Below are 11,821 nucleotides of genomic sequence, written 5' to 3' on the forward strand. Positions count from 1 at the left end.
TCAGCCTTTTTAGTGTCTAAAGTGACGAACGCCGGTGAAGACCATGGCAATGCCATACTTGTTGGCCATGTCGATGGATTCCTGGTCACGGACAGACCCGCCTGGCTGCACGATTGCCTTGATGCCGTGCTTGCCGGCGTATTCAACGCAGTCACTGAATGGGAAGAAAGCATCGCTGGCAATGACTGCCCGGTCATCCAAGGCTTCTGCCGCGTGGTCGATGGCAATCTTTTCAGAATCGATCCGGTTTGGCTGGCCGGCGCCAACGCCCAGAGTCCGTTCGTTGTTAGCGACAACGATGGCGTTGGACTTGGTGTGCTTAACGGCCTTCCAAGCAAAGAGGAGAGTTTCCAGCTGTTCTTGCGTTGGTTTAGCTTCAGTTACGCATTCCCAGTCAGCAAAGTCTTCGTCCAGAACGTCTTGGTCTTGTACCAGCAAACCGCCCATAACGGAAACAGTTTCCTTGCGGGTTGCTTCATCCTTCTTGCTGAAGTCCAGCTTGAGAATCCGCAGGTTCTTCTTCTTGGTCTTCAGAGCTGCCAACGCATCTTCATCATAGTCTGGCGCGATGATGATTTCCAGGAAGATCTTGTGCATCTTTTCAGCGGTTGCCAGGTCAACCTTCCGGTTCAAGGCAATTACCCCGCCAAAAATTGATACAGGGTCAGCTTCGTATGCCCGGTCCCAGGCTTCTTCCAAAGTTTCGCCCTGGCCGATCCCGCATGGGTTCATGTGCTTCATGGCTACGACAGTCGGCTTGCTGAATTCGCGGACACATCTCAAGGCTTCATCAGCGTCTTTGATGTTGTTGTAGGACAGCTGCTTGCCGTTTAATTGTTCAGCCTGCAGAACTGAGAAGGCCTTTGGCAGGGCATCTTCGTAGAGCCAGGCCTTTTGGTGGCTGTTTTCCCCATAGCGCATGGCTTCCTTTAAATCGTAAGTCAAAGTCAGCTTTTCCGGGGCAGTTTCGACGGCCTTTTCAGTCAAGTATTGGGAGATCAAGGCATCGTATGAAGCAGTCAGCCGGAAGGCCTTGGCCGCCAACTTAGCCCGGGTTTCCAAGCTGGTAGAACCGTCTTTTTCAATTTCAGCCAAAACCTGGTCATAGTCGGCCTGGTCAACGACAATAGTTACATCACGGTAGTTCTTAGAAGCTGACCGCACCATGCTTGGGCCGCCGATATCAATGTTTTCAATGGCTTCGGCCAGGGTCACGTCAGGCTTTTCAATGGTTTGCTTGAATGGGTAAAGGTTAACGCAAACCAGGTCGATTGGCGTAATCTTGTGTTCCTTCAAGGTTGCCACGTGCTCAGGCAATTCCCGCCGGGCCAGGAGGCCGCCGTGGATGTAGGGGTTCAAGGTCTTAACCCGGCCGTCAAGGATTTCCGGGAAGCCAGTCACGTCCTCAACTGAAATGGTTGGGATGCCGGCTTCGTCCAAAACGCGCTTGGTACCGCCAGTTGACACGATTTCATAATCATTGGCTACCAGGCCCTTGACAAAAGGAACCAGGTTGGTCTTGTCTGAAACACTTACAAGTGCACGCTTCATTTATTTGTTCTCCTCTTCAAATTTCAGCAAAGCTTTTCTTAAGGCTTCCGGATACAGGTGGTGTTCACATTCGTGAATTCTTGCTTCCAGAGTATCAACCGTGTCGTCATCGTAAATGGGCACGTGCTTTTGAGCAATAGCCGGACCAGAGTCCAGGCCAGAGTCGATATAGTGAACCGTTACCCCAGTTTCAGCCGGGTGGTCGGCAAAGGCCCGTTCAATTGAGTGCAGGCCGGGGTAAGCCGGCAAATATGCCGGGTGGAGGTTGACGATTCTGCCTTCATATTCGTTCAAAATCGTTGGCCCGATTACCCGCATGTAGCCAGCCAGGGCAATAAAGTCGATCTGGTAATCCTGCAGAACCTGGAGGATCTTTTCTTCGTACTTTTGCTTGCCGCCGCAGGACTTGACCGTAAAGGTCACTACCGGGGTGTGGAATTTTTCTGCCCGCTTGATCACCGGAGCGTCCGGGTGGTCACAAAAGAGCAGGGCAAGTTCGCCGGGCAGGTCGCCCTTTTGAAAATGTTCGGCCAGAACTTCATAGTTGGTTCCGTTGCCGGATGCAAAAATTGCTACTTTCATCGCTGCCACCTATTTGATAATGATCTTTTCGCCGTCAGTTCTCTGGCTCAAGCGGCCAACTTCAAAGACCTTTTCGCCGCTTTCCAAAAGCAGCCGCTTGGCCTCTTCCTTCTTGTCAGCTGGAACTGCCAGAATCATCCCCAGGCCCATGTTGAAGGTCTGCCAGCAGTCATCATCTGACAAATTGCCAACTTGCTTGAGGTAGTTGAAGACATCTGGAACTTCCCAGCTGCCAGCGGTAATTTCTGCCACCAGGCCGTCATTAAACATCCGCGGCACGTTTTCAATGAGGCCGCCCCCCGTAATGTGGGCCACGCCGTGGACCAGGCCTTGCTTGATCAAAGGCAGGACAGACTTGATATAGATTCTGGTCGGAGCCAGCAGGCTTTCACCCACGCTCTTGCCCTTTAATTCAGCTGGCGTGTCAGTCAGCTTGACGTCATGGTCCTTAAAGAGAATCTTGCGGACCAGTGAAAAGCCGTTGGAGTGAACCCCGCTTGAAGCCAGGCCCAAGAGAACGTCCCCGGCTTGTGGAGTGTCAACTGACAAAAGGCGGTCTTTTTCCGCTACCCCAACCGTAAAGCCGGCCAGGTCATATTCATCTGGCGCGTACATGTCTGGCATTTCCGCGGTTTCCCCGCCGATCAAGCTGGCGCCTGCCTGCTTGCAGCCTTCAGCCACGCCTTGGACAACTGAAGCCAGGAGGGCTGGATCGTTGTGCCCGCAGGCGATGTAGTCCAGGAAGAAAAGCGGTTCTGCCCCTTGAGCCAGGACATCGTTGACACACATGGCTACGACGTCAATACCGACAGTGTCATTTTTGTCCATCTTTTGGGCAATCATCAGCTTGGTACCGACACCATCAGTCCCGGAAACCAGGACCGGGTGCTCATAGCCCAGGGAATCAAGGTCAAACAGGCCGCCAAAGCCGCCGATATTGCCAACGTAACCCGGCCGCTTGGTTGAGGCTACCGCCCCCTTGATCCGCCGTACCAATTCATAGCCGGCATTGACGTCAACGCCTGCATCCTTATAGCGATTCACGATCATTCACCTCTGTTTTGCTTCTTTAAAATTTCTTCGACCGGTTCAACGTCCAGTGGTTCCTTGATTTGGTTTTCGTAGTCGTACAAAGGAGTCGGGTACTTGCCGTCAAAGTAGGCTACAGTTAAACCACCATTTGGCGCGTCGCCGGCATCTGGCATGTCAACCGCCTTGATCAGGCTTGGAATGCTTAAAAAGCCCAGGCTGTCAGCCCCGATCAGCTTGCACATGTCGCTGACGCTGTATTTGGCCGCCATCAAGTCTTTTCTTTCAGAAATGTCGATCCCGTAGAAGTGCGGGTACTTGAAAGGCGGAGAAGCAATCCGCATGTGCACCGACTTGGCGCCGGCTTCTTTCAGCATCTGCACGATCTGCCGGGAAGTCGTCCCGCGGACGATTGAGTCGTCAACGACTACGATATTCTTGCCGCTGACCACCCCGCGGACCGGAGCCAGTTTCATTTTAACCCCCTGCTCGCGCAGAGCCTGGGTTGGCTGGATGAAAGTCCGGGCAATGTACTGGTTCTTGATCAAGCCCATTTCATAAGGCAATCCAGCTGCTTCAGCATAACCAGTCGCTGCTGAGAGTGAGGAGTTTGGCACACCAATGACCATGTCGGCATCTTCTGGAGCTGGCTGTTCTTTGGCCAGCAGCATCCCCATCCGCTTTCTGGCGGTGTGGATGTTGACCCCGTGGATGATGGAGTCCGGCCGGGCAAAGTAGATGTATTCCATTGAGCAGACAGCCAGCTGGGTTTCAGTCGTATAATGGTCGATCTTGATCCCGTCTTTGTTGATGATAATAAGCTCACCTGGCTGCACGTCCCGGACCAGCTTGGCGTGTACCGCGTCAAGGGCGCAGGATTCGCTGGCCACGACATAGCTGCCATTGTCCATTCGGCCTAAAACCAGCGGCCGGAAGCCGTTAGGGTCAAGGGCTGCATAAAGGGTGTCATTAGTCATCAAGAGGAAGGCAAAGCCCCCCTTGACCTCGTTCAAGCTGGCCTTCAAGGCTTCAATAAACGGCATGCGGACCTTGCGCCGGATCAAGTGGATCAGGACTTCCGTGTCAGAGCTTGACTGGAAGACTGACCCGGAATCTTCCAGGCGCTTTTTCAAAGTCTGGGCGTTGGTCAAGTTCCCATTGTGGCAAAGAGCGATTTCCCCGTCCTGGAAGTGGAAAAGGAAGGGCTGGACATTGGCCAGGGAATCTGAACCGGCAGTACCGTAACGGACGTGGCCGATAGCCATGTTTCCTTTTAAAAAGTCCAGGTCAGCTGGGTTGGAGAAAACTTCTGACAAGAGACCGCGGTCCCGGAACTGACGGAGCTTCTGCCCGTCACTGGCCACGATCCCGGCCCCCTGCTGGCCCCGGTGCTGGAGGGCATGGAGACCGAAGTAGGTCACGTTAGCCGCGTCAGGAACGTTGTAGATCCCGAAAACGCCGCATTCTTCGTTTAATCCTTTGATTTCATAAGGCATGGCAGGGCTTCCTCCCAAATTTGCTTCAATTCAGCTACCGGTAAGTCAGCTGCTTGGTCCTTCAAAGTCAGCTTCAAGCTGTCGCCAGCAGTTTGGCCGAGCTTGACCGCGTCGCCGGCCAAAGCAGCAGCGAATTCAGCTGAGTATTCGCTTGGCACGCTGACCAGGAAGCGGCCTGGAGTTTCGCTGAAGAGTTCAGCACTGGTCAAGTCGCAGGCAACTTCTGCCCCGATGCCGTGGCCAAAGCTGCTTTCAGCCAGGCTGACCGCCAGGCCGCCTTCGCTTAAGTCGTGGGCACTGGCTACGTGGCCGGCTTCCATTTGGGCCAAGAGCCGGTTTTGGTAGCCCTTAATGTGGTCCAAGTCCAAATCGTTCAAAGAACCGGAGATTTCCCCAGTCAGCATCTTTTGCAGTTCTGAACCGGCGTAGTCTGCCCCGGTTTGGCCAACCAGGTAAAGATCGTCGCCCTCTTCCTGGAAGCTGTCTCTGACCAGGTGGTCCAGGTTCTTGACCAGACCGACCATGCCGACCATTGGCGTTGGGTAGATGGACTTGTCGTCAGTTTCGTTGTACAGGGAAACGTTCCCGGAAACAACTGGAGTTTCCAGAACTTCGCAGGCCTTGGCAATCCCCATGACTGAGTGGTGAAGTTCCCAGAAGACTTCTGGTTCGTTCGGGTTCCCGAAGTTCAAGCAGTCAGTGATGGCCAGAGGTTCTGCCCCGCTGGCGATGATGTTGCTTGCAGCTTCAACAACGGCCCGCTTGCCCCCGATTTCCGGATCCAGGTAGATGAAGCGACCGTTGCCGTCAGTGGTCATGGCAATCCCCTTGTGGGTGCCGCGGACCCGCAAAACGCCGCTGTCTTCACCAGGCCCTACAACCGTACTGGTTCTAACCATGGAGTCGTAAGTCTGGGTGAACATTTCCTTAGAAGCGATGGTTGGCTGGGCCAGCATCTGCTTGAAAGTCTTGGCCAAATCAGTAATCTCTGGTTCCCAGGCAGGCTTAGCCGCGTCATCGATCATGTGCTGCGGCTGCTTTTCTTCGCTTGGCTCTTCCAAAACGTCTTCAGTCAGGCTGGTTACCGGTATGTCGCAGACTACTTCGCCGTGGTGGCGCAAAACGTAGTTGTGGCCGCTGGTAATCCGGCCGATAACAACGGCGTCAAGGTCGTAGAAGTCAAAAATCTTCTTAACGTCTTCTTCGTGGCCCTTCTTAACGCAAAGCAGCATTCTTTCCTGGGATTCGCTCAGCATGATTTCGTAAGCAGACATCCCGCTTTCTCTTTGCGGTACCAGGTCCAGGTTCAGTTCCATGCCGGACTTGCCTTCTGAAGCCATTTCTGAACTTGAGGAAACGATCCCGGCTGCCCCCATGTCCTGGATGCCGACCAGCCAGTCAGCGTGCTTTTGGGTCAATTCTAGGCAGGCTTCAAGCAGCAGCTTTTCCATAAACGGGTCGCCGACTTGAACGGCTGAACGTTGGCTTTCGTGTTCTGAGTCAAATGAGTGAGAAGCAAAGGTTGCCCCGTGGATCCCGTCACGGCCTGTCTTAGCCCCGACGTACATCACGGCGTTGCCTTCACCTTGAGCCAGGCCCTTTTGCATGTCCTTGACGTCCAACAGGCCGACGCTCATGGCGTTCATGACTGGGTTGCCCTTGTAGATGTCGTCAAAAGTGAGTTCACCGCCGACAGTTGGAATGCCCATGCAGTTGCCGTAGCCGCCGATACCGGCTACAGTTTCGTTTAAGAGCCAGCGGGTGTGGGCGTCATCTAATTCACCAAAGTGCAGGGAGTCCAAAGTTGCAACTGGCCGCGCCCCCATGCTGAAGACGTCACGGAGGATCCCGCCGACGCCAGTAGCTGCCCCTTGGTAAGGTTCAACTGCAGTTGGGTGGTTGTGGCTTTCAGCCTTGAAAACGACTGCTTGGCCGTCGCCAATGTCAACTACCCCTGCCCCTTCACCAGGCCCTTGCAAAATGCGCGGACCCTTGGTTGGGAAGAGACGGAGAACAGGCTTAGACTTCTTGTATGAGCAGTGTTCGCTCCACATGGCTGAGAAAAGGCCGGTTTCAGTGTAGTTTGGCAAGCGGTGCAAAAGCTTGTCACAGATGTAGTCGTATTCTTCTTCAGACAAGCTCCAATCGAGATAAGGCTTCTTTTCTTTGATTTCTTCTGGAGTCATTTCCTGCATCATTACGCTTTTACCTCCGCGTGGTCCAAAATTGACTTAAACAGGCGCAAGCCGTCGGTGTTGCCCAAGAGGGCTTCGACTGCCCGTTCCGGGTGAGGCATCATTCCTAAGACATTGCCTCTTTCGTTGGTGATCCCGGCAATATTGTTCAAAGAGCCGTTCGGGTTTTCCTTTGAGTAGCGGAAAACGACCTGGCCATTGTCTTCAATCTTCTGCAAGGTTTCCGGGTCGGCGTAGAAGGAGCCGTCAGCGTGCGCGATCGGCAGGTTGATCTTCTCGCCCTTTTGGTATTCGGAAGTAAAGATGGTGTCGTTGTTGACTACTTCCAGTTCAACCGTCTTGCAGACAAACTTCAAAGAGTCATTTCTCTTCAAGGCACCTGGCAAAAGGCCAGCTTCAGTCAGGATCTGGAAACCGTTGCAGGTCCCAAAGACTGGCTTGCCCGCCTTGGCCATTTCGACAATGGCTGGCATGATGTTGGTAAAGCGGGCAATAGCGCCGGCTCTCAAGTAGTCCCCGTATGAAAAGCCCCCTGGCAGCATGACAGCATCAAAGCCGTCCAGGCTGCTTTCCTTTGAAGGAACGTAGGCCACGTCAGCGCCGCAAACCGTGTGCAGGGCTTCGTAGAGGTCGATGTCGCAGTTTGAGCCCGGGAATTGGATTACCGCAAACTTCATTATTTTTCCTCCAAGATCTTGTAGCTGTAAGTTTCCATATTGAAGTTAACCAGCAGCTCTTCAGAGATTTCCTTAACAGTTTCAGCTACAGGCTTGTCCTTTTCTTCAATAGTTACATCAAAGAACTTGCCGACCTTGACTGCCTTGACTTCATCGTGGCCCAAAGAGTGAATTGAGTTGGTGATGGCTTCACCTTGCGGGTCGAAAACTGATTGCTTGTAAGTAACGTAAATCCGTACAGTAGTCATTTGCTTAATCCTCCTTGGCCAAAGCATCCTTCAAACGGGCCAAAACTCTTTCGTAAACATCGATCAGGTTGCCGATTTGCCGGCGGTAAACGTCCTTGTCCATGTGGTCCTTGGTTTCCATGTCCCACAGGCGGCAGTTGTCTGGTGAGAATTCGTCAGCCAGGACGACTTCGCCGTTTGGCAGGGTCCCGAATTCAACCTTGAAGTCAACCAGCAGCATGCCTGCTTCGGCAAACAGCTTGGTCAAAAGCTGGTTGACCTGGCGGGAGATTTCCCAGATCTGTTCATGTTCTTCATGAGTCAGCAGGTGGAAGGCAATGGCGTCTGATTCGTTCATCAGCGGGTCGTGCAGGGCGTCGCTCTTCATGAAGAGTTCTTCAACTGGAGTGTCCAGCTTCTCACCTTCTTCTTTCAAGCCATAACGCTTGCAGAATGATCCAGCCGCGATGTTCCGGGTAACGACTTCCAGGTCAATCATCTTGACCTTCTTGACCAATTGTTCGTTTTTAGACAGACGCTTGATAAAGTGCGTCTTAACCCCATGCTTCATCAAATATTCGAAAACCAGACTGGAAATTTCCGCGTCAAGTTCGCCCTTGTTTTGGAAGACGTCGTGCTTCAAGCCATCCAAAGCGGTAGCGTCATCCTTGTAAACAGCGCGGAGCACTTCTGGATCGTCAGTGGTCCACATTTCCTTAGTCTTACCCTGATAAAGCAATTCTGCCATTTTTTACCCTCCGATTAACACGAACTATAATAATGTAAACAGGAATTACTATTCGTAATTTCTTTCTTGAACTAAGGATAACAACTTAAAAAAGTTTGGTCAAGAGATTAGCGAACATTTTTAGCTAATGTTCCGCTTACAAACGGAAACAATCCCATTCTTTTTGGACATAATCTTAAAATAAAAGATATATCAGAGAAAAGCCGAACAAAAAAGCGGCTCATTTTATGAGTCGCTTTTGATTATCTAAATTTCTCTATTCTTTTTATATTGCGGATCGCATTAAAAATTATTGTCTTTTTGCACTTATTCCAAACCAAGCCGCTTGTAGATATCGTCGACGTGGCGCAGGTGCCAGTGGTAGTCGAAGGCATCATCAAGATCAGCCTTAGTCAGTTGCTTTTGAATGGTTGGGTCTGCTTCAAGCAGAGGGCGGAATGGAACTTGTTCAGCCCAGCACTTGGCCGTGTATGGCTGGATCAAGTCGTAGGCAGCTTCCCGGCTCATGCCGCTTTCAACCAGCTTGAGCAGAACACGGCCGGAGTAGATCAAGCCCAAAGTCTTGTCCATGTTCTTCTTCATGGTTTCTGGGAAGACGTCCAGGTTGGCCAGGATCTTGCCCATCCGGTTGAGCATGTAGTCAAGACCAATGGTGCTGTCTGGCAGGATTACCCGTTCAGCACCTGAGTGGGAAATGTCTCTTTCGTGCCAGAGGGTTACGTCTTCGTAGGCAGTTACGACATTGCCGCGGAGAACTCTGGCCATCCCGCAAATGTTTTCTGAACCGATCGGGTTACGCTTGTGCGGCATAGCAGAGGAACCCTTTTGCCCCTTGGCGAAGTGTTCTTCAACTTCATGGATTTCAGTTCTTTGCAAAGAACGGATTTCAGTAGCGATGTTTTCCAAAGAAGTTGCGACTAGGGCGATGGCGGCAATGTATTCTGCGTGCAGGTCACGTGGCAGGACCTGGGTTGAAATTTCCTGAGCGCGCAAACCCAGCTTCTTGCAGACATATGCTTCAACTTCCGGGTCAACTTCAGCGAAAGTGCCGACGGCACCGGAGATCTTGCCGGCTTCCACCCCGCGGGCAGCGTGTTCAAAGCGTTCTTGGTTCCGCTTCATTTCTGAGTACCAGCGGGCAAACTTCAAGCCAAAAGTAGTTGGTTCAGCGTGAATGCCGTGGGTGCGGCCCATGCAAACCGTGTCCTTGAATTCAAGGGCGCGCTTAGCCAGGATGTCGATGAAGTCCTGGATGTCCTTGCGGAGGATGTCGTTAGCCTGCTTTAATTGGTAGCCCTGGGCAGTGTCAACCACGTCAGTACTGGTCAAGCCGTAGTGCACCCACTTCTTTTCCGGCCCCAATGATTCAGAAACGGTCCGGGTGAAGGCGATGACGTCGTGGTGGGTCACGGCTTCAATTTCGTTGATGCGGTCAACGCTGAACTTGGCGTTTTTCTTGATCTTTTCCACGTCTTCTGCCGGAATGTGGCCAAGTTTGGACCAAGCTTCGTCAGCAGCGATTTCTACTGCCAGCCAGCATTCATACTTCTTTTCATCAGTCCAAATGGCACCCATTTCTGGTCGGGTATAGCGTTCAATCATTTATTTTCCACCTTTAAAAAATCAACAATAATCTGCTTATTAATTATACATCCCAAACTTTGGTCGCGGCAATCTCAGCCAGGGTCTTGTCGACATCGTCGGTCAAGATCGTCACGTGCCCCATCTTCCGGTCTCTGCGGACTTCGCCCTTGCCATAGTCATGGAAGGACCACTGCGGCTTTTCAGCAATCAGCTTTTCGGTTCCGGCCACGTGCTGGCCCAAAACATTGACCATGACGACCGGGCTGAGCAACTTAATTTTTGGCAATGGCCAGTTGCAAATTGCCCGGTTGTGGACAGCAAACTGGGAAAAGTTGCAGGCTTCAATCGAGTAGTGACCGGAATTGTGCGGGCGGGGAGCCAGTTCGTTGATGACGATTTTGTCGTCCTTAGTGACGAACATTTCTACGCCTAAGATCCCGCGCAAGTCGATGGCTTCAGCGATCTTGACAGCAGCGTTCTGGGCCTCTTTGGCCAAGTCCGGTGAGATCCGGGCTGGCACGATGCTTTCATGCAGGATTTCGCCCTGGTTTATATTTTCGCTGACCGGGAAGACCGTGACTTGGCCATCGCAGTTGCGGCCGACCATGACAGAGGCTTCCATGCGGAAGTCAACGAATTTTTCCAAAATGCAGTCACCGCAGGCCAAGACATCAGCAGTCTTGGCCAAGTCGGCAGTTTCCTTCAAAACAACCTGGCCCTTGCCGTCATAGCCGCCTTCGCAGGTCTTTAAAACAGCTGGCAGGCCGAGGCTGCTAACAGCAGCGTCCAGTTCAGCCCGGTTCTTGACCGCTCTGAACTTGGCCACTTCACAGCCGGCACTTTGGATAAAAGTCTTTTCCCGGATCCGGTTGTTGGTCGTGTAAAGGAGTTTGGTCCCCTGCGGGATAAAGACCTGGTCCTTGACGCTTTCCAGGGCATCCAGGTCCACGTTTTCAAATTCATAGGTCAAGACGTCGCTTCGCCGGGCCAGTTCATGGATAGCCTCGATATCACTGTATTCAGCCACGATCTGGTCGTCAGCGGCTTGGCCAGCCGGGCAAGCCGGAGTTGGGTCCAGAATGATGACCTTCATCCCGCTGGCCTTGGCATCAAAAGCCAGCATTTGCCCTAATTGTCCCCCGCCAATGATGCCGATAGTTTGGCCGGGCTTGATTTTAATAGACAAGGTCTGCACTGCTTTCTTTGGCTTGGTCGTGCATTTCCTTGCGGTAGTCCACGATCTTTTGCTGGAGTTCTTTGTCTTCGATGCCTAAGATCTGCATGGCTAAAAGAGCCGCGTTCTTGGCGCCGGCCGGGCCGATGGCGGTCGTCGCTACAGGGATGCCGGCTGGCATTTGGACGATGGAAAGAAGAGAGTCCATCCCGCCTAAAGCGCTGGTCTTGGCCGGGCAGCCAATTACCGGCAAGGGAGTGTTGGCGGCAATCATGCCTGGCAGGTGGGCGGCCCCGCCAGCACCGGCGATGATCACCTTAGTGCCGTTTTCCGCTGCCTTTTGGGCAAAGGCGAACATTTCTTCCGGCATTCTGTGTGCTGAAATAACCTGCTTGTCGTAGTCAACCCCGAACTTATCGAGCAGCTTGCAAGCTTCCTGCATATAGCCCCAGTCTGACTTGGAGCCCATTACAACACTGATTCTACTAGTCACGATTATTCCTCCTGTCTGCTTTCCCTTAGGATAACAGAAAACTGAACTTTTTTAAAGAGAAAGAT

The 11,821-nt window shown here is 52.5% G+C and carries 11 protein-coding genes; all 11 read right to left on the bottom strand.

The genetic code is table 11. The features are described 5' to 3' along the window. Positions 1-9: 9 nt before the first annotated feature. Positions 10-1,551 (bottom strand): bifunctional phosphoribosylaminoimidazolecarboxamide formyltransferase/IMP cyclohydrolase, encoded by a 1,542-nt coding sequence (purH, locus tag ACYVUT_RS07235; RefSeq protein ID WP_484501755.1) that lies wholly within the window; start codon positions 1,549-1,551, stop codon positions 10-12. Beyond that, the gene (purN, locus tag ACYVUT_RS07240) at positions 1,552-2,133 is read right to left on the bottom strand and encodes a phosphoribosylglycinamide formyltransferase (RefSeq protein ID WP_484500455.1); all 582 of its coding nucleotides are present in this window, start codon (positions 2,131-2,133) and stop codon (positions 1,552-1,554) included. Between the two features lie 9 nt (positions 2,134-2,142). Continuing rightward, positions 2,143-3,177 (bottom strand): phosphoribosylformylglycinamidine cyclo-ligase, encoded by a 1,035-nt coding sequence (gene purM, locus ACYVUT_RS07245; RefSeq protein ID WP_484501756.1) that lies wholly within the window; start codon positions 3,175-3,177, stop codon positions 2,143-2,145. Between the two features lie 2 nt (positions 3,178-3,179). Continuing rightward, the gene (purF, locus tag ACYVUT_RS07250; protein ID WP_484500457.1) at positions 3,180-4,658 is read right to left on the bottom strand and encodes an amidophosphoribosyltransferase; all 1,479 of its coding nucleotides are present in this window, start codon (positions 4,656-4,658) and stop codon (positions 3,180-3,182) included. Then, on the bottom strand, positions 4,634-6,856 hold the full coding sequence (gene purL, locus ACYVUT_RS07255; protein ID WP_484501757.1) for a phosphoribosylformylglycinamidine synthase subunit PurL: 2,223 nt from the start codon (positions 6,854-6,856) through the stop codon (positions 4,634-4,636). The genes purF and purL overlap by 25 nt, the downstream gene beginning before the upstream one ends. Continuing rightward, a complete protein-coding gene (gene purQ, locus ACYVUT_RS07260) occupies positions 6,856-7,530 on the bottom strand; it encodes a phosphoribosylformylglycinamidine synthase subunit PurQ (RefSeq protein ID WP_439775975.1) in 675 nt (224 codons plus the stop codon). The genes purL and purQ overlap by 1 nt, the downstream gene beginning before the upstream one ends. Further along, positions 7,530-7,778 carry a phosphoribosylformylglycinamidine synthase subunit PurS gene (purS, locus tag ACYVUT_RS07265; protein ID WP_050890377.1) on the bottom strand — a complete coding sequence of 83 codons (249 nt, stop codon included), beginning with the start codon at positions 7,776-7,778 and terminating at the stop codon, positions 7,530-7,532. The genes purQ and purS overlap by 1 nt, the downstream gene beginning before the upstream one ends. 4 nt (positions 7,779-7,782) lie before the next feature. Continuing rightward, a complete protein-coding gene (purC, locus tag ACYVUT_RS07270) occupies positions 7,783-8,505 on the bottom strand; it encodes a phosphoribosylaminoimidazolesuccinocarboxamide synthase (protein ID WP_439775974.1) in 723 nt (240 codons plus the stop codon). Between the two features lie 306 nt (positions 8,506-8,811). Continuing rightward, positions 8,812-10,107 carry an adenylosuccinate lyase gene (purB, locus tag ACYVUT_RS07275; RefSeq protein ID WP_439775973.1) on the bottom strand — a complete coding sequence of 432 codons (1,296 nt, stop codon included), beginning with the start codon at positions 10,105-10,107 and terminating at the stop codon, positions 8,812-8,814. Positions 10,108-10,150: 43 nt separating this feature from the next. Continuing rightward, positions 10,151-11,275, bottom strand: a complete 1,125-nt coding sequence (purK, locus tag ACYVUT_RS07280) for a 5-(carboxyamino)imidazole ribonucleotide synthase (RefSeq protein WP_484501758.1) — start codon at positions 11,273-11,275, stop codon at positions 10,151-10,153. Further along, entirely contained in the window at positions 11,265-11,732 is a 468-nt protein-coding gene (gene purE, locus ACYVUT_RS07285) for a 5-(carboxyamino)imidazole ribonucleotide mutase (RefSeq protein WP_004560842.1), read from the bottom strand. Before purE ends, purK begins: the two co-directional genes overlap by 11 nt. Between the last annotated feature and the right edge of the window lie 89 nt (positions 11,733-11,821).

Source organism: Lactobacillus sp. WILCCON 0059, from assembly GCF_057197985.1.

What these genes read in the sequence shown, in the direction of transcription:
- purH (WP_484501755.1), bottom strand. Translation starts at nt 1,551, where the DNA reads ATGAAGCGTGCACTTGTAAGTGTTTCAGACAAGACCAACCTGGTTCCT.
- purN (WP_484500455.1), bottom strand. Translation starts at nt 2,133, where the DNA reads ATGAAAGTAGCAATTTTTGCATCCGGCAACGGAACCAACTATGAAGTT.
- purF (WP_484500457.1), bottom strand. Translation starts at nt 4,658, where the DNA reads ATGCCTTATGAAATCAAAGGATTAAACGAAGAATGCGGCGTTTTCGGG.
- purL (WP_484501757.1), bottom strand. Translation starts at nt 6,856, where the DNA reads ATGATGCAGGAAATGACTCCAGAAGAAATCAAAGAAAAGAAGCCTTAT.
- purQ (WP_439775975.1), bottom strand. Translation starts at nt 7,530, where the DNA reads ATGAAGTTTGCGGTAATCCAATTCCCGGGCTCAAACTGCGACATCGAC.
- purS (WP_050890377.1), bottom strand. Translation starts at nt 7,778, where the DNA reads ATGACTACTGTACGGATTTACGTTACTTACAAGCAATCAGTTTTCGAC.
- purC (WP_439775974.1), bottom strand. Translation starts at nt 8,505, where the DNA reads ATGGCAGAATTGCTTTATCAGGGTAAGACTAAGGAAATGTGGACCACT.
- purB (WP_439775973.1), bottom strand. Translation starts at nt 10,107, where the DNA reads ATGATTGAACGCTATACCCGACCAGAAATGGGTGCCATTTGGACTGAT.
- purE (WP_004560842.1), bottom strand. Translation starts at nt 11,732, where the DNA reads ATGGGCTCCAAGTCAGACTGGGGCTATATGCAGGAAGCTTGCAAGCTG.